Below are 16,156 nucleotides of genomic sequence, written 5' to 3'. Positions count from 1 at the left end.
ATTTATTGGGGAAAATCAAATGTGGGAATTAGTCAAAGCGGGCGGGTGGTTAATGATCCCGCTCGTCATTTGTTCGATCTTTACGGTAGCCATTACCATTGAGCGCTTTATTCGTTTAAAGAAATCAATGGTGTTACCAAAAGACTTGATGATGAATGTAAACACATCGGTGAAAGATGTGGTGCAGCAGCTAAAGCAAAGTCCAACTTTACAACAAAGTACATTGGGTCGTGTATTGGGCGCAGGTTACGCTAGTAAAGATCAAAACGAGCAATATGCACGTGCGCAAATGGAAGTCACAGCGTCACAAGAAATTGGTTATTTAGAAAAAAATATCAACTTTTTGGGCACTTTAAGCGCTGTTGCACCTTTACTAGGTTTGTTGGGTACGGTGATCGGTATTATTGAAGCATTCTTAATGATTGATATAGGTACCAATAGTGATCCAGTGTTGATGATGCCGGGTATTTCTAAAGCCTTGATTACCACTGCTGCCGGTATGTTAATTGCTGTGTCTGCATTATTTGCGCATCGTTATTTCCAACGTTTGGTTCAGGAATATGTGGCTGAGTTAGAACAGCAGTCGACATTATTTCATGCCGCTTTGTTTTATAAAAAAACACCTGAAGTAGAAAGTCAGGACATTCAGAAAGCCAGCTGAGTGGAGACTGCGCATGAAATTTAAACGTCGTCAGGTTGAAGATATTCATATCAACCTCACACCGATGATTGACTGTTTGATGTTTATTTTGGTGTTCTTGTTGCTCTCGACTACCTTTAATCAGATGAGTCGAATGAACCTCACTTTGCCAGATGCACAAGGTGTTCCACCTAAAAACTATGATCAAAAAATTGAAGTTGTGGTGGATTCATCAGGCCATTATTCTGTCAATGGTCAGTCATTGGCCAGTAAAGAAGTTTCTGATTTGAATACTGCAATTAAACAGACAGCCAATGATCGTCGTGATTTAATGTTTGTGATTGCCGCAGATGCAAAAGCAACACATCAAGATGTGATTCGGGTGATGGATGTTGCAGGTCAACTTGGATTTGTGAATGTCAACATCAGTACTAAAGTTCCAACTCGAGGTTATTAGTGAAGCACGATTTTAAGGTCTATTTACGCCTATTAAGTTATTTAAAACCTTTTTGGGGAATCGGCCTGCTGGTTTTGCTTGGTTTCGGTATTAATGCTGCGACAGAAGTTTCTGTCGCAAAATTATTGGAACGCATTATTGAAGCCATTCAAAACAAAGATCAAAGCTTTACAACCTTATTTCCACTCTTGGTGGTTTTATTGATGTTCTTCCGTGGACTCGGTTTGTTCATGGGGGGATACTTTACCGCAGTGATTTCTCGAAACTTAATCTTTAATATTCGTCAGCAAGTGTTCGCAAAACTCATGCGTTTGCCTTCGCAATATTATTTAGATAATTCGAGCGGTCATATCACTGCAAAAATTATGTATAACGTTGAACAGTTGACGGCAGCATCATCTGAGTCACTGAAAACGATTGTACAACAGGGTCTGATTACCATCGCATTATTGGGTTATTTGCTGTATACCAACTGGCGTTTAACTCTATGTATTTTAATTTTTGGCCCAATTATTGGGCTGATCATTCGTAAAGCGTCGAAACGCATGCGTAAATTATCCATGCAAGTACAAAGTACCATGGGTGACGTTAACCATGTGGTGCAAGAGACAGTACAAGGCAACTTGGTAGTGAAGGGCTTTGCAGGGCAAGATTATGAACAAAAACGTTTTTATGAAAGCTCAATGGAGAACTTACGCCGCGGCTTAAAAATGGTTGTGGTACAGCAACTCAATAGCCCAATTGTTCAGCTGATTATGTCGATCGCGCTCAGTATCGTGATGTATATCGCGCTACGCCCAGAGATTCTACAAGATACAACAGCAGGTGAGTTTGTAGCGTATATCACTGCCGCAGGTATGCTGAGTAAGCCGATTAAAACCTTAACGGATGTCAATGAAAAACTACAACGAGGCATGGCAGCAGCTTATTCAGTTTTTGAATTGCTTGATATGCCTGAAGAAGTAAATAACGGCACGCTGAAGCCTGCTTTGAAAGGTGATGTCGAATTTAAAAATGTTAATTTGATCTATGCCGATGGTCACCATGCGATTCATGACTTCAATTTAAAAGTCAATGCAGGGCAAACTGTTGCATTGGTTGGGCGTTCAGGTGCAGGTAAAACCTCACTGGTCAATCTGTTGGTGCGTTACCAAGAGGTATCCTCAGGCCAATTGTTGCTTGATCAGCATGATATTCACGACATAGAGCTCAATAGCTTGCGTACTCAGATTTCGATGGTCAATCAGCAAGTGGTTTTGTTTAACCGTACAGTGCGTGAAAATATTGCTTATGGTCAACTCGAGCATGCAACAGATGAACAAGTCATTGCTGCTGCTAAAGCTGCATTTGCACATGATTTTATTATGGATTTACCGCAAGGTTATGACACTCCATTGGGTGCGCAAGGTTTAAACCTGTCTGGTGGTCAACGTCAACGTATTGCGATTGCGCGTGCGATTTTGAAAAATGCACCGATTTTAATTTTAGATGAAGCGACCAGTGCGCTAGATAACGAGTCTGAATTTTTCATTCAGCAAGCATTTGACGCTGCGATGCAAGATCGTACCACGATCGTGATTGCGCATCGTTTATCGACCATTGAAAATGCAGACTGTATTGTGGTGATGGATAAAGGGCGTATTATTGAACAAGGTTCACATGCGGAATTGATGGCACAACGTGGTGCATATTACCAACTTCATCAGCGTAATTTTGAGGAAAATTAAGACATGTCTTTTGCACAATTGATTCAGGATGCTTGGAATGAACAGGCAAAGTGGCTCGTTGTGTTTAGACCTTTGTCATGGCTTTATCGTGGCGGCTTTTTACTCAATAAAAAACTCTATCAATCAGGTATTAAGCAAAGTTATAAAGCGCCTATTCCAGTCATGGTCATTGGAAACATCACAGTGGGTGGAAGTGGTAAAACCCCATTGCTCATTCATTTGGTCAGTTATTTGAATAGCTTAAAGCTGCGTGTTGGTGTGATCAGTCGTGGCTATGGTGGTCAAGGACCATTTCCGGCCTATGTGGATTTAGACTCGACGGCTGAAATCGTGGGTGATGAACCGAGCTTAATCGTTCAGTCTACAGGTGTGCCAATGGCGGTCGGTCCAAATCGCCAGCAAAGTATTGAGTTGCTACTATCCAAGCATGAATTGGATTTGATCATCTGTGATGATGGTTTGCAGCATTGGGCACTTCAACGTCAGTTGGAGTGGATCGTGCTGGATAATAACCGTGGTTTAGGCAATGAAAAATTATTACCTGAAGGTTATTTGCGTGAACCGAAAAAGCGTCTTGCCAGTGGAACGGTCATTGAGCATTCAGCAGATCCAAGTTCTCCACTGAATATGCACCTTGAAGCGGCGCAACCTTATTTGCTCAATAAAGATCTTGTGACGACATTTGATGCAAATAAAGATTTTTATGCTGTGGTGGGTATCGGCTTTCCGCAACGCTTTTATAAAACCTTAGAAAATATGGGGATTCATCAATTTCAATGTCATGAATTCCCAGATCATTATGAATATGAACTGAGTGATTTGCAGTTTGAAGATGCCAATCCCATCATTACCACTGAAAAAGATGCAGTTAAAATTTTAGCGATCCTCAAAAATAATCCAGATTTTAAAAGAGAAATATGGGTTGTTCCTGTAGATGCAGTGTTGTCACCTGCGTGTTATGAAACTTTGCATGCGCAGTTGAAACAACTGGGTCTGAAACTTCCCGAAGGCATTTAATTTATGAAACATATTGTTATTCCTGCACGTTTTTCAAGTTCACGTTTACCGGGTAAGCCTTTACTTGAAATTCATGGCCGTCCGATGATTTTACGTGTGGTCGATCAAGCCAAAAAAGTTGCAGGATTCGATGACCTTTGTGTCGCTACAGATGATGAGCGTATTGCAGCAGTATGTCGTGCGGAAGGGGTTGATGTGGTATTGACCTCTGCAGAACATCCATCTGGTACAGATCGTTTAAGTGAAGTTGCACGTATCAAAGGTTGGGCGAGTGATGACATTATTGTCAATGTGCAAGGTGATGAACCTTTGCTTCCCGCTCAATTGGTAAAACAAGTTGCACAATTACTTGTAGATCAGCCGACATGTTCAATGTCGACACTCTGCGAGCCGATTCATAGTCTAGATGAGTTTCAACGTGACAGTATCGTCAAAGTGGTGATGTCAAAGCACAATCAAGCGCTGTATTTCAGCCGTGCGACTATTCCGTATGACCGTGATGGTGCAAAGCAAGTAGAACAAACCTTGCATGATCAGGCTTTTCGTCATTTAGGTCTTTATGCATACCGCGTAAAACTGCTACAAGAATATGTCACTTGGGATATGGGTGTGCTGGAAAAATTAGAAAGCCTTGAACAATTACGCGTTTTGGAAAATGGTCACCGTATTGCCATTGCTGTGGCAGAAGCGAACCTTCCACCGGGCGTAGATACTCAAGCTGACCTTGATCGTTTGAACCAAATGGATGTTTCGAACTTCGAATAAGGTTAAACGATTTATGCAAAATGAAATTGTGGCGCAAGTGTACCCTTGGCAGAAAAATACATGGAATACATTAACCAGCCGTTTTCCACAATTGGGACATGGCGTGCTTTTGTATGGCAAAAAAGGCTGTGGTAAAGAGGCATTTGCAAAACAATTTCTTGCATGGGTGCTGTGTCAAAAACGTGATGAGCGAACTGAGCCGTGTGGTGAGTGCGGGAGTTGCCAGTGGTTAAAGTCAGATACACATCCAAATTTTGTTCATATCAGTACAGATGAAGACAATAAAAAGCAAAATGCCAAAATTAAAATCGAAAAAATTCGTGATTTATTGCCTTTTGTACAGCAAACCGTAGACGGTTGGCGAGTTGTGTTGATTGAGCCTGCTGAAGCATTAAACATTGCATCATCAAATGCATTGCTGAAAACACTGGAAGAGCCGGGCGAGCGGATTGTGATTATGTTGTTGGCAGAGCATTATTTGAAATTGCCGGCAACTATTCGTAGTCGAATGCAGCACTATGCCTTGGATCGTATTGAACCCGAACAATCACAGCAATATTTACAGCAGCATTTGCCCGATAGTGGTGAAACCCAGCGCAAAGTTCTCATGAACTTAGCCAGTCAAATGCCATTACAAGCGATTTCATTGGCAAGTAGTGAATGGCTAAATATGCGCCAAGAGTTTCTACAAGATTGGCAAAAACTTGTGACACAAAAAAACATGCCGATGGCAATTGCGAGCAAGTGGAATAAAGCACTGAGTTTTAGTGATTTTAGTCAAATGTTTGAATACTTGTTGTCCGATATAATTTGTGTCAAGCTAAATCAATCCATAAAAAATATAGATTTGGATTTTGGGGTGTTGGCAGAGCAATATTCGCTCGAAACACTCTTTGGGATTTATACAGAATTACAGCAGTCTAAGCGGTTCATCGAGCAGAACGTACAGGGGAATCTGGTCGTAGATGAGCTTTGCATCAAACTGATGAATGTTTAATTAAGGGGAAACATCATGCAACCACGTATGGGCGGGATCGTTCACGCTAATATTCCAGATGTGGAAACACTTTTTGCGAGCTACATGCCTTATGTCGTTGGTGGCGGTTTATTTGTACCATCAAAGCAAGCTGTGAAAATGGGTGATGAGGTTTTCTTATTGGCGACTTTGCCTGAACAAAGTATAAAAATTCCTTTGACAGGGAAAGTGATTTGGATTTCGCAAAAGCAAAATGGCATTAAACCACAAGGCTTTGGAATTCAATTAAGCGGCGAAAAAGGCGTTTATTTCAAAACAGAAGCAGAACGTTTACTTGCAGGGCTTAAATCTGAGGGGCGTAGAAGTTACACTATGTAGTTACAACAGTGAAGACTTGTAGGTACATATTGTGTTTGTAGATACCCATTGCCATTTAACCATGCTTGACTTAAGCCCTTATGAGGGTAATTTAGATCTTGCATTGGATCAGGCTCGTCAAGCCGGGGTCTCAAAATTTATGAGTATCTCGGTTGATCTAGATGACCATATCGAACTTTCAAAAATTGCATCACGTCATGCTGATGTGGGTTATTCCGTTGGGGTTCACCCATGTGAAGATCCTGCAACGATGGCTCGGGCAACAGAAGAATATCTCATTGAATTAGCACAACCTGAAAAGGTTTGGGCGATTGGTGAAACAGGGCTGGACTATTTTCATAGTACAGACTTTATTGCAGAGCAAAAAGAATGCTTTGCCCGCCATATTCACGCATCACAAGCTGTAAAAAAACCAGTGGTTGTTCATACCCGTTCTGCAAAGCATGATACGGTGGATATTATCCGTGCAGAGAAATCCACTCACGGTATTTTGCATTGTTTTACTGAAGATTGGGAAACGGCAAAAGCGGTCTTAGATTGCGGTTATTACGTGTCATTTTCAGGCATTGTTTCTTTTAAAAATGCACAAGATTTGCGTGATGTGGCCAAGCAAGTGCCACTGGATCGAGTGCTCATTGAAACAGATAGTCCATATCTTGCACCGATGCCCTATAGAGGAAAGTCTAATGAACCAAAATACGTTCCTTATGTAGCCAAAGCCTTAAGTGATGTATATGATAAGTCAATTGAAGAGATGGCTTTCATTACAATGCAAAACTTTGAAAATCTCCTCAATCTTAAGTAAATAATTTGAATTGATATAAGAGTAAGAGAGTATAGGGTGAAGATGGATCGTCAAGCTCAGTTTAGAGCAAGAGAGGCATTAATTTTCCAAGTGGCAGAGCAGCTGCTATTGGAAAATGGCGAAGCAGGGATGACACTAGATGCGCTAGCGGCAGAACTCGACTTGGCAAAAGGGACGTTATATAAACATTTTCAAAGTAAAGATGAACTATATATGTTGCTCATTATTCGTAATGAACGCATGTTATTGGAAATGATTAAAGACACCGATAAAGCTTTTCCTGAACACCTTGCTTTCTTTATGTTGCATCACTTACATCACCCAGAACGTACAGTGTTGTTTCACCAAATTGAAGAGCGTTTATCGACAACGGGTGTGGGTATTCAGCACTTGTTTAGTGAACTATATCAAGTGCGCAAACAACGCCTACGATTGATCATTCGTATGACTGAGCGTTATTTGGAGTCGATTCAAAGTAGCATGCCAGTACGTGATTATCTTGCTTCAATTTGGTCACTTACACATGGTGCTGCAGCAATTTTGAACTCTAGTTTTTATCAGCGTTATTTGGGTTCAAGAGACACCTTGCGGGTTGCTTATATTGATCAAGCCTTGGCCTTACCAAAACAAGTGCATGCGGTTGCTCAATTCGCTTAAAGGCTGCTTATGAAAAGTGCATCACCATCATCGGTTCGTGGATTCACCCTCGTAGAATTGATGGTGGTGATTGTGATTATGGGCATTATGGCCTCATTGGTGCTTTTAAATATCGGTGGAACAGATCAACGCAAAGCCATGCAGGCACGTGAAGTGTTTGTAATGGATCTGAAACGAATATTACGTGATGCAAATGATCAAGCTTTGATATTGGCCTTACAGCAAAAAGCTGGAACAGATGTCAACACGCAAAGCTATGCGGTACAAGAATATTTACCAGAACAAAAACGTGTAGAAAATAGTATTTTAAATCAGAACAATAAATGGCAAAACTATAAAGATTTTGAAACCCGAGTATTACCTGAAAATGTCTCTTTTACGATTCAGCCTTTAGATCAACAGTATGAAAATGCTAATAATGATGATTTGTTAAATACCAATGCACCCAAGTTGATTTGGTTGGGTAATGGTGAGGTAAAGCCTGTGCGTATACAGTTTTATTTTGAAGAACGTCCCATTGGTAATGAAATCGAAATCGATCATTTAGGGAAAGTTAATGCGGGCTAAAGGGTTTACGCTACTTGAAGTCATGGTGGCATTGGCGATTTTTGCGACTGCGGCAATGGCTTTGTCTAATGTTGCGATGCAATATACGCAGTCGACAGCACACGCAATTTTAAGAAATAAAGCACAATTTGTCGCGCTGAATGAAATCGCTAAGATGGAAATCAATCGTGAATGGATGACAGGTACTGCATCTAAACAGGTCACTGAACAAGGCGAACGATGGCAAATTGACAAAAAAGCCCAAGCCACCATTAGTCCAAATGTACAACGGATTGATATCCAAGTGAGTTTGATGAATGCTGAAACAGGCGATGTTGAAGCAGGGATTAGCAGTTTGGTGTTCTTTAACTATAAGGCTCCGTTGGATGAAAATAATAACTAGAAAAAAACGTACATCTCAAGATATGCCTGTGCTTGTGCAGCAAGGAATGAAGAATCAAGCAGGATTTACCTTGGTTGAGCTTTTGGTTGCGATTGCCATCTTTGCAGTGCTATCTGCATTGGGCTGGAAGGTTTTTGATTATGTCTCGAAAGTGAAGGAACGAAACGCAACCCATGAGGCACGGCTGAGTCAGTTGCAAGATGCCCATCAGCAAATACTCAGAGACACGGTACAAGCTGTGCCATTAACTGCCAATATTAATGGAGATATTCAACCAGCGTTGGTGTTGCAAAATGGCCGATTTAATTTCAGTAAGACTGGTGTCACTGACCCATTAAATCAGGGCATTGCACCTGATGAGCGAGTGGAATATCAATACAAAGCTGATGAAAAAAAATTGTATCGGCTAAAATTTAAAAATCTCAACCAAACGGGGCATGATCAGCCAGATTCGAGTGTATTACTGGATAATGTTGAACAATTTAAAATCACGGTACTCAATCCAAATGAGTTGGAAAGTTGGCCAGATGCTGCCGCAGATCTGAATAATGAAAAAACCATACAACTGTTACCACGCGGCATTAGGATGCAACTCACAGTCGATGGAACAGACTATGAATGGCTATTCAGTTTGTTAAATACTGATTTTTTATTGGATAAAAATAAGAATGGATAACGGACAGGTAGTAGGGGCATTTGAAGTTCGGAGTTGCTTATGAAACAGCAACGCGGCATCGCTTTGTTAACTATCCTGATGATGGTAGCTTTGGCAACTATAGTTGCAGCAGGCATCGCAAAACAACAAGCCAATACTTCTGAAAATACCGCTTATGTGATGCGCCAAAATCAATCGATGTTATATGCAAAAAGTGCCGAAGCATTTTTTGCTGAACTTTTGGTGAATGATGCCGAAAATGCAGGGCAGGTGGATCATCTCCAAGAAAATTGGGCTCAGCCTATGCCAGCCTTTCCTGTGGAAGGTGGAACTGTTGCAGGTGTGCTCCAAGACGAATCTGGAAAATTTAACCTTAATAGTTTGGTTTCAGAAGAGGGTGTAGTAAATGACAAAGCAAAATTATGGTTTGAAAAAATATTGCAGCGTGTTGGTTTACCCGCAGAATTAAGTCAAGCCGTGATTGACTGGCAAGATGAAGATGATGAGACCTCTGGCCCAATGGGAGCAGAGCTGGCGTACTATCGTGGTTTAAATAATGCGGCACTACCGCCAAATGCAAAATTTCATAGTGTGGAAGAACTGAAATCAGTCCGTGGTTTTGAAGGTGCTCAATATAAACTGATTTCGCCCTATGTGAGTAGCTTGCCCTCGCATGAAACAACGGTAAACATTAATACCGCTCCTGCATTTTTGTTGGCAACCATGGATGATCGTTTAGATGTCAATGCAGTCGAACAAGCTTTACAACAAAAAGCTGCCAAATTTGAACATTTTGAAAATATCAATGATTTATGGGTAATGGAGCCATTTGCACAGGTGAGCACAGAAAATCGAGAAGTTTTAAACTCACAATTGGGTGTGCAGTCGAACTATTTTAAAGCGCAAATTGAAATTATTTTAAATGAAAGAAAGCGTCAATTTACCAGTGAGTTAGTGCGAAAAGATAAAGATGTATATGTGGCTTTTCGCAGTATGGCACCATTTTAGGTCTTAAATATCGCTAAATTTTCATGATGCCTTTTCCCAATTGTGCTGAACAGCAAAATTAATGCCTCTTGTTAGACTTTTGCATTATAATCTCTGAGAACCCATAGATTATTTGATTGCATTACGACATATGTTAATTCGTAAGTTATTTAAGTTTGAAAATGCGCATATCGTGCGTAATTGCACGTCAGACCGCTGCAAACGTTCCATTCATGGACACAGTTATAAAGTCGAACTATTACTCAAAGCGTCGAAACTTGACCATGGACAAATGGTTTACGATTTCGGTTTGCTCAAAGGGGTTATTAAAGACTTATTTGACAGTTTTGATCATGCGATTTGTTTTTGGCAACATGATGATGCCGAGTATATTCGTGCCTGCAAGCAGTTCAGCGCACGTTGGGTTGAACTACCCGTATCGCCTTCAGCAGAACAGTTTTCACGGATCTTCTTTTACTTGGCACAACAAGTTCTAAAATCAACAGAAACTCAAAATGGTGAGGGTGATGTTGAAGTGTATTCTGTGATCGTACATGAGACGGACACAGGCTATGCGCAAAGCTTTTTAGAAGATATCGACAACGCACAAATGGGGCTGTTGCAGTTAGATCAAATCGTCTTTTCCGAACAGGTTCAGTCGGAATGGAACGATTCCCAGATGTATGAAAAATTAAAACAGGGTCAAAAATTTTTAAACCCTGCAGTTGATTTACAAGTTAAAATTTAAGTAAATATTTGGTTTTATTAGGATTGGTTAACAGTGATGTCTTTAACAGAAGAGCAACAAGCAAAACTCGCTAAAGTGCAGCTTGATGCTAGCTGGAAATATGGCCTAAGTGAGTTTTTGCTTAGCCCCCGCATGGATGAGTTAAAAGACTTTCTGCTACAACAAATCAAACAGGATAAAGTGATTTATCCACCGAATCCTCTGATTTTTAATGCCTTAAACACGACGCCTATGGCGAATGTAAAGGTGGTGATTTTAGGCCAAGACCCGTATCATGGGCCAAATCAGGCACATGGCTTGAGTTTTTCGGTACAAAAGGGGGTTGCATTACCACCTTCTTTACGTAATATTTTCCATGAGTTAAATACCGACCTTGGGGTGCCTGTGTCAAAACATGGGGACTTAACACGCTGGGCAGAACAAGGTGTTTTGCTTTTAAATGCGGTACTGACTGTTGAGGCTGGGCAACCAACTTCACATCAAAAACGTGGCTGGGAGGATTTTACAGACCATGTGATTGATGTTTTAAATGAGCAACGTGAGCATATTGTCTTTATTTTATGGGGGGCATATGCACAGCGTAAGGGACAACGCATTGACCAAAATAAGCACTTGGTGCTAAAAGCCGCGCATCCATCTCCTTTGGCTGCAAACCGCGGTGGTTTTTTTGGTTGTAAGGTGTTCTCAAAAAGTAATAATTATCTTAAACAAAATGGCATTGAGCCAATAGACTGGCAGCTGGACGCATGACTTATTCTCCCGTTTCAAAAAATTATCACCCAGATCTGATTGTGGAAGAAGCGAAAAAGGGCTGGCGCATTGTTCGCCTGAATCGCCCAAAATCGCTTCATGCATTAGATGAATCTATCTGTACAGCATTGCTTGAAGTCTTTCAGGACTTTCAACATGATGATGCTGTTAAAGCGATTTGGTTGGATTCCACTACGCCGAAAGCATTTTGTGCAGGTGGCGATGTACGCAAATTGCGACAATTGGTGGTCAATGATGAAGTTGAAACGGCGAATAAATTCTTTGAACAAGAATATGCCCTAGATTTGCTGCTGCATAACTATGCAAAGCCGATTTTGGTTTGGGGCGAAGGTTATGTCATGGGTGGTGGTTTAGGTCTATTTATGGCCGCACCTTTCCGTTTGGTGACACCTTATTCGCGTTTAGCAATGCCTGAGATTAATATTGGTTTGTATCCAGATGTAGGTGCGACGCGTTTCCTTGCTGATCGTGGCGCCATTGGTTTGTTTACTGGGTTAACCGGCTCGATTATGACCGCAGCAGGTGCTTATGGTATCGGTTGGGCAACGCATATTTGTGATGCGCAGCGTGATAATGTACTTGAAACTGTCATTAATATTGATTGGGATCATTATCCAGCGGGCGATTTTCGTGCCATCGATGACACTTTAAATAGTATGCATCGTCCTGTGGGGCCGGGACCATTACAAAATTCATTGGATGTGATTCAAAGTGTGTGCCGTGGGCATAATTTTGAACATGACTATGAATCAATTATTGGTTTAAGCGATGCACGCAGTGATTGGTTACGCCAAGCCAGTGAAAATCTACAAAAAGGTTCACCTGCAACAGCAGCATTAACATGGTTGTTGTGGCAGTGGGGCAAGCAAGTGCATTCTTGGAATGAAGTGTTTGAACTGGAAACCCAAATTTCGGATTGGAAAATTCATCATGCGGACTTTGTTGAAGGTGTGCGCGCCCGCCTAGTCGATAAAGACCTGTCTCCAGAATGGAAAAAAGGTACAGATCTTTCCCTCAAAGGAATTCTGGCTGATGAGCCTCCTGTAACCAATATTGACAGTTGGAATGCACTGTTAAGACAGTATGGTGTAATTTAGTTAATTGATGTCTGAACAAAACCAACATAGTGATGAGCATTGGATGCAGCTTGCTTTCGAGCAAGCTGCGCAAGCTGCCGAATTGCAAGAAATTCCTGTAGGTGCAGTGATTGTGAGTCAAAATCAAGTCATAGGTGCAGGGTTTAATGCGCCGATTTCTCTGAAAGATCCCACCGCGCATGCGGAAGTACAAGCTTTGCGTCAAGCTTGTTTAAATATCGATAATTACCGTTTACCTGATGATGCAACTTTATATGTGACCTTGGAGCCTTGCACAATGTGTGTGGGTGCTTTGGTCCATTCAAGAATTAAACGCGTGGTATTTGCGACGACTGAGCCTAAAGCAGGTTCTTTAGTGAGTTCGCGTCAATTGTTAAATTCAGGCTACTATAACCATATCTTTGAGTTTGAGCATGGTTGCCTGCAAGCGCAATGCTCCCAACAATTAAGTGATTTTTTTAAAATGCGTCGTGAACAAAAACGACTGATGAAGTTACAGGAAAAAGCCACTTTGACTGAACTTCATTTAAAAAATCAAGTAAACTCTACTGACAATTAATATTGTCAAATAAAATAGGGTACACCATGAAATCCATTCAAGTAAAAAAAGAATTTAATGCACCAGTCGAGCAGGTTTTTGACTTACTTTCAAAACATTCGACCTATAACGTGGCTTTTGCACCGATTCAAGTGGTGCGTGTCAAAGATTCAGCAGATCCTGAGCGTCCTGATGGTGTGGGTTCAGTGCGCCGAATGGGCTTTGGGCCAGTGAAGCCGTTACAAGAGCAAATTACCTTACTTGAGCCAAACCAACGCATTGAATATAAGATTATTAAAAACCCATTGGTGAAACATCATTTGGGTGTGATTCAATTCGAAGCGATCGATGCTGCGCGTACTTTAGTCACTTATACGATTGAATTACAGGCGCGTGCGCCATTCGTTAGTCAATTAATCCTTGCGCAACTGAAGTCAGCGATTAAAATTGGTTTTTCAAAACTTGCAAAAACCGTATAAACAAAAATGGAAGAGCAATGACAGTTCAAATCATTACAATTGATGGCCCAAGTGGCTCAGGTAAAGGAACATTGGCAGCAAAAATTGCGGCACATTATCAGTTCCACTTACTCGACTCAGGTGCGTTATATCGTCTGTTGGGATTGTCATTGCATAAGCAAGACTTAATTGATGCATTAGACTCAAAGCTCGATGAATGCGTAAAAATTGCAACAAATTTAGACATACAATTTGTGACAAATGAAGCAGGTGTTTCGGTGCTTTTAGATGGTGAAGATGTCTCAAAAGTTATCCGTACTGAGAGAGTCGGAGAGTTTGCCTCAAAAGTTGCTGCAATTCCTGCACTTAGAACTGCGCTTTTAGAACGTCAGCATGCCTTTGCCCAAGCACCTGGTTTGGTTGCAGATGGCCGTGACATGGCAACTACGATTTTTCCCAATGCTCAAGCCAAGATTTATTTAACGGCTTCTGCTCAGTCCCGTGCAGAGCGCCGTGTAAATCAGTTGCAGGCTATGGGCGTGGATGTTAAAATAAACGACATTTTAGCTAATATCGAAGCGCGTGATAAGCGAGATATGGAACGCACAGTCGCTCCACTCAAGCCTGCGCCAGATGCTTATTTCATTGATAGTTCAACTTTGAGTATTGATGAAGTATTCACGCTGATGACGAATTACATCGATCAGCAATTAGCAAACTAAAGAATTTTCAGCAGAAGCATAGCTTGATCAGTCTTATATGGACTATGTAGACGCTTAATTAAACCGGCCTTGTCTGATCCAAGACCGCTGACTTTACTAGGTATATCATGACCGAATCTTTTGCAGCCCTCTTTGAAGAAAGCGAATTAAACCTCAACGTTGAAAAGGGTGCTGTCATCCAAGGCGTTGTAGTAAATATCGACTCTGACTGGGTAACAGTTGACACTGGCCTTAAATCAGAAGGTATTGTTGACCGCGCTGAATTCTTAAATGAACAACGTGAACTTGAAGTTCAAGTTGGCGACACTGTTGACGTAGTTGTTGAAGCTCTTGACAACGGTATGGGTCAAACAGTTTTATCACGTGAAAAAGCTAAACGTGCTGAAACTTGGACTAAACTTGAAAAAATCTTTGAAGACGGCGAAATCGTTACTGGTGTTATCTCTGGTAAGGTTAAAGGCGGTTTCACTGTTGACATCGGTCCAGTTCGTGCGTTCCTTCCAGGTTCTTTAGTTGATACTCGTCCTATTCGTGATACTACTCACTTAGAAGGTAAAGAGTTAGAATTTAAAGTAATCAAACTTGATGCTAAACGTAACAACGTTGTTGTATCTCGTCGTGCTGTTATGGAAGCTGAATCTTCAGCTGACCGTGAAGCTCTTCTTGCTCAGCTTGAAGAAGGTCAAACAGTTACTGGTACTATCAAAAATCTTACTGACTACGGCGCGTTCGTTGACCTTGGCGGTATTGATGGTCTTCTTCACATCACTGACATGGCTTGGAAACGTATCAAGCACCCTTCAGAAGTTGTTGAAGTTGGTCAAGAAGTTACTGTTAAAGTACTTAAATTCGACCGCGAACGTAACCGCGTATCTTTAGGCCTTAAACAATTAGGCGAAGATCCATGGTTAGCGATCATGAACCGTTACCCTAAAGGTTCTATCGTTAAAGCTCGTGTAACTAACTTAACTGACTACGGTTGCTTCGCTGAAATCGCTGAAGGCGTTGAAGGCTTAGTACACGTTTCAGAAATGGATCACACTAACAAAAACATCCACCCATCTAAAGTTGTTCAGATCGGTGACGAAGTTGACGTTATGGTTCTTGAAGTTGATGAAGAGCGTCGTCGTATTTCTCTTGGTATCAAACAAACTCGTGCTAACCCATGGGAAGAGTTTGCTAAAGAACACGACAAAGGTGAAAAAGTTTCAGGTACTATCAAGTCAATCACTGACTTCGGTATCTTCATCGGTTTACCAGGCGGTATCGATGGTCTAGTTCACTTGTCTGACATTTCTTGGAACGAACAAGGTGAAGAAGCTATCCGTCGTTACAAGAAAGGTGACACAGTTGAAGCGGTTATCCTTTCAGTAGACGCTGAAGGCAACCGTATCAGCCTTGGCATCAAACAAATGAACAGCGATCCGTTCAACGATTTCTTAGCTGCTAACGAACGCGGTGCGCTTGTTAAAGGTACTGTAACTGCAGTTGACGCTAAAGGCGCTACTGTTAAGTTAGCTGACGAAGTTGAAGCGACTCTTAAAGCATCTGAAATCAACCGCGACCGCGTTGAAGATGCAACTAAGTTCCTTGAAGTTGGTCAAGAAGTTGAAGCTAAAATCATCAACGTAGACCGCAAATCACGTTCTATCAACTTGTCTATCAAAGCGAAAGACGAAGCTGAAGAAAAAGAAGCAGTAGCTAACTTGAACAAGACAGCTACAGCAACTTCAGACAATGGTCCTAAGACTATTGGTGATTTGATCAAAGCTCAAATGAACCACTAAGTAAGTGTTTGAATTGTATTGT

Annotated in this window: 20 protein-coding genes; all 20 read left to right on the top strand. The window is 41.3% G+C overall.

Annotated elements, in window-relative coordinates:
- Window positions 1-19: 19 nt before the first annotated feature.
- The 20 genes from FTU38_RS04525 (at window position 20) to rpsA (ending at window position 16,134) form a co-directional block, all read left to right on the top strand.
- Window positions 20-661, top strand: coding sequence for a MotA/TolQ/ExbB proton channel family protein (locus FTU38_RS04525; RefSeq protein ID WP_180110650.1), 642 nt, complete (start codon window positions 20-22; stop codon window positions 659-661).
- Between the two features lie 13 nt (window positions 662-674).
- The gene (locus tag FTU38_RS04520; protein WP_180010301.1) at window positions 675-1,097 is read left to right on the top strand and encodes a biopolymer transporter ExbD; all 423 of its coding nucleotides are present in this window, start codon (window positions 675-677) and stop codon (window positions 1,095-1,097) included.
- Window positions 1,097-2,824 (top strand): lipid A export permease/ATP-binding protein MsbA, encoded by a 1,728-nt coding sequence (msbA, locus tag FTU38_RS04515; RefSeq protein WP_180110649.1) that lies wholly within the window; start codon window positions 1,097-1,099, stop codon window positions 2,822-2,824. Before FTU38_RS04520 ends, msbA begins: the two co-directional genes overlap by 1 nt.
- A gap of 3 nt (window positions 2,825-2,827) precedes the next feature.
- Entirely contained in the window at window positions 2,828-3,841 is a 1,014-nt protein-coding gene (gene lpxK, locus FTU38_RS04510) for a tetraacyldisaccharide 4'-kinase (protein ID WP_078188953.1), read from the top strand.
- Window positions 3,842-3,844: 3 nt separating this feature from the next.
- Window positions 3,845-4,606 (top strand): 3-deoxy-manno-octulosonate cytidylyltransferase, encoded by a 762-nt coding sequence (kdsB, locus tag FTU38_RS04505; RefSeq protein WP_180059026.1) that lies wholly within the window; start codon window positions 3,845-3,847, stop codon window positions 4,604-4,606.
- A gap of 13 nt (window positions 4,607-4,619) precedes the next feature.
- Window positions 4,620-5,603: a DNA polymerase III subunit delta' gene (locus FTU38_RS04500; RefSeq protein WP_180063136.1), complete on the top strand. Its 984-nt coding sequence runs from the start codon at window positions 4,620-4,622 to the stop codon at window positions 5,601-5,603.
- A 15-nt stretch (window positions 5,604-5,618) separates the two neighbouring features.
- Window positions 5,619-5,960, top strand: coding sequence for a PilZ domain-containing protein (locus FTU38_RS04495; protein WP_111885061.1), 342 nt, complete (start codon window positions 5,619-5,621; stop codon window positions 5,958-5,960).
- Between the two features lie 31 nt (window positions 5,961-5,991).
- Entirely contained in the window at window positions 5,992-6,765 is a 774-nt protein-coding gene (locus FTU38_RS04490; protein ID WP_168378895.1) for a TatD family hydrolase, read from the top strand.
- 42 nt (window positions 6,766-6,807) lie between these two features.
- Window positions 6,808-7,422 (top strand): TetR/AcrR family transcriptional regulator, encoded by a 615-nt coding sequence (locus FTU38_RS04485; protein WP_168378896.1) that lies wholly within the window; start codon window positions 6,808-6,810, stop codon window positions 7,420-7,422.
- Between the two features lie 9 nt (window positions 7,423-7,431).
- The gene (locus tag FTU38_RS04480; protein WP_078193664.1) at window positions 7,432-7,989 is read left to right on the top strand and encodes a type II secretion system protein; all 558 of its coding nucleotides are present in this window, start codon (window positions 7,432-7,434) and stop codon (window positions 7,987-7,989) included.
- Window positions 7,979-8,371 carry a type II secretion system minor pseudopilin GspI gene (gene gspI / locus FTU38_RS04475; RefSeq protein WP_180110648.1) on the top strand — a complete coding sequence of 131 codons (393 nt, stop codon included), beginning with the start codon at window positions 7,979-7,981 and terminating at the stop codon, window positions 8,369-8,371. Before FTU38_RS04480 ends, gspI begins: the two co-directional genes overlap by 11 nt.
- Before the next feature lie 46 nt (window positions 8,372-8,417).
- Window positions 8,418-9,047, top strand: coding sequence for a type II secretion system minor pseudopilin GspJ (gene gspJ, locus FTU38_RS04470; RefSeq protein ID WP_180077749.1), 630 nt, complete (start codon window positions 8,418-8,420; stop codon window positions 9,045-9,047).
- 39 nt (window positions 9,048-9,086) lie between these two features.
- Window positions 9,087-10,034 carry a type II secretion system minor pseudopilin GspK gene (gspK, locus tag FTU38_RS04465; protein ID WP_180110647.1) on the top strand — a complete coding sequence of 316 codons (948 nt, stop codon included), beginning with the start codon at window positions 9,087-9,089 and terminating at the stop codon, window positions 10,032-10,034.
- 130 nt (window positions 10,035-10,164) lie between these two features.
- A complete protein-coding gene (locus FTU38_RS04460; RefSeq protein WP_168378899.1) occupies window positions 10,165-10,761 on the top strand; it encodes a 6-carboxytetrahydropterin synthase in 597 nt (198 codons plus the stop codon).
- Between the two features lie 36 nt (window positions 10,762-10,797).
- Window positions 10,798-11,511, top strand: coding sequence for a uracil-DNA glycosylase (gene ung, locus FTU38_RS04455; RefSeq protein WP_180007388.1), 714 nt, complete (start codon window positions 10,798-10,800; stop codon window positions 11,509-11,511).
- On the top strand, window positions 11,508-12,629 hold the full coding sequence (locus FTU38_RS04450; RefSeq protein ID WP_180110646.1) for an enoyl-CoA hydratase/isomerase family protein: 1,122 nt from the start codon (window positions 11,508-11,510) through the stop codon (window positions 12,627-12,629). Before ung ends, FTU38_RS04450 begins: the two co-directional genes overlap by 4 nt.
- 7 nt (window positions 12,630-12,636) lie before the next feature.
- The gene (gene tadA, locus FTU38_RS04445) at window positions 12,637-13,188 is read left to right on the top strand and encodes a tRNA adenosine(34) deaminase TadA (protein WP_180088567.1); all 552 of its coding nucleotides are present in this window, start codon (window positions 12,637-12,639) and stop codon (window positions 13,186-13,188) included.
- A 26-nt stretch (window positions 13,189-13,214) separates the two neighbouring features.
- Window positions 13,215-13,646 carry an SRPBCC family protein gene (locus FTU38_RS04440; RefSeq protein ID WP_078188937.1) on the top strand — a complete coding sequence of 144 codons (432 nt, stop codon included), beginning with the start codon at window positions 13,215-13,217 and terminating at the stop codon, window positions 13,644-13,646.
- A 17-nt stretch (window positions 13,647-13,663) separates the two neighbouring features.
- Window positions 13,664-14,347, top strand: coding sequence for a (d)CMP kinase (gene cmk / locus FTU38_RS04435; protein WP_168378902.1), 684 nt, complete (start codon window positions 13,664-13,666; stop codon window positions 14,345-14,347).
- Between the two features lie 107 nt (window positions 14,348-14,454).
- Window positions 14,455-16,134: a 30S ribosomal protein S1 gene (rpsA, locus tag FTU38_RS04430; protein ID WP_078188933.1), complete on the top strand. Its 1,680-nt coding sequence runs from the start codon at window positions 14,455-14,457 to the stop codon at window positions 16,132-16,134.
- Window positions 16,135-16,156: the final 22 nt, after the last annotated feature.

The organism is Acinetobacter sp. YH12098, assembly GCF_013419235.1.
GTDB lineage: Bacteria > Pseudomonadota > Gammaproteobacteria > Pseudomonadales > Moraxellaceae > Acinetobacter > Acinetobacter amyesii.
Note: the sequence above shows the minus strand (reverse complement) of the source record. Positions and strands in the feature narration are given on the sequence as shown.

Coding starts and splice junctions, on each gene's coding strand:
- FTU38_RS04525 (WP_180110650.1), top strand. CDS start 20: ATGTGGGAATTAGTCAAAGCGGGCGGGTGGTTAATGATCCCGCTCGTC.
- FTU38_RS04520 (WP_180010301.1), top strand. CDS start 675: ATGAAATTTAAACGTCGTCAGGTTGAAGATATTCATATCAACCTCACA.
- lpxK (WP_078188953.1), top strand. CDS start 2,828: ATGTCTTTTGCACAATTGATTCAGGATGCTTGGAATGAACAGGCAAAG.
- kdsB (WP_180059026.1), top strand. CDS start 3,845: ATGAAACATATTGTTATTCCTGCACGTTTTTCAAGTTCACGTTTACCG.
- FTU38_RS04500 (WP_180063136.1), top strand. CDS start 4,620: ATGCAAAATGAAATTGTGGCGCAAGTGTACCCTTGGCAGAAAAATACA.
- FTU38_RS04495 (WP_111885061.1), top strand. CDS start 5,619: ATGCAACCACGTATGGGCGGGATCGTTCACGCTAATATTCCAGATGTG.
- FTU38_RS04485 (WP_168378896.1), top strand. CDS start 6,808: ATGGATCGTCAAGCTCAGTTTAGAGCAAGAGAGGCATTAATTTTCCAA.
- FTU38_RS04480 (WP_078193664.1), top strand. CDS start 7,432: ATGAAAAGTGCATCACCATCATCGGTTCGTGGATTCACCCTCGTAGAA.
- gspI (WP_180110648.1), top strand. CDS start 7,979: ATGCGGGCTAAAGGGTTTACGCTACTTGAAGTCATGGTGGCATTGGCG.
- gspJ (WP_180077749.1), top strand. CDS start 8,418: ATGAAGAATCAAGCAGGATTTACCTTGGTTGAGCTTTTGGTTGCGATT.
- gspK (WP_180110647.1), top strand. CDS start 9,087: ATGAAACAGCAACGCGGCATCGCTTTGTTAACTATCCTGATGATGGTA.
- FTU38_RS04460 (WP_168378899.1), top strand. CDS start 10,165: ATGTTAATTCGTAAGTTATTTAAGTTTGAAAATGCGCATATCGTGCGT.
- ung (WP_180007388.1), top strand. CDS start 10,798: ATGTCTTTAACAGAAGAGCAACAAGCAAAACTCGCTAAAGTGCAGCTT.
- FTU38_RS04450 (WP_180110646.1), top strand. CDS start 11,508: ATGACTTATTCTCCCGTTTCAAAAAATTATCACCCAGATCTGATTGTG.
- tadA (WP_180088567.1), top strand. CDS start 12,637: ATGTCTGAACAAAACCAACATAGTGATGAGCATTGGATGCAGCTTGCT.
- FTU38_RS04440 (WP_078188937.1), top strand. CDS start 13,215: ATGAAATCCATTCAAGTAAAAAAAGAATTTAATGCACCAGTCGAGCAG.
- cmk (WP_168378902.1), top strand. CDS start 13,664: ATGACAGTTCAAATCATTACAATTGATGGCCCAAGTGGCTCAGGTAAA.
- rpsA (WP_078188933.1), top strand. CDS start 14,455: ATGACCGAATCTTTTGCAGCCCTCTTTGAAGAAAGCGAATTAAACCTC.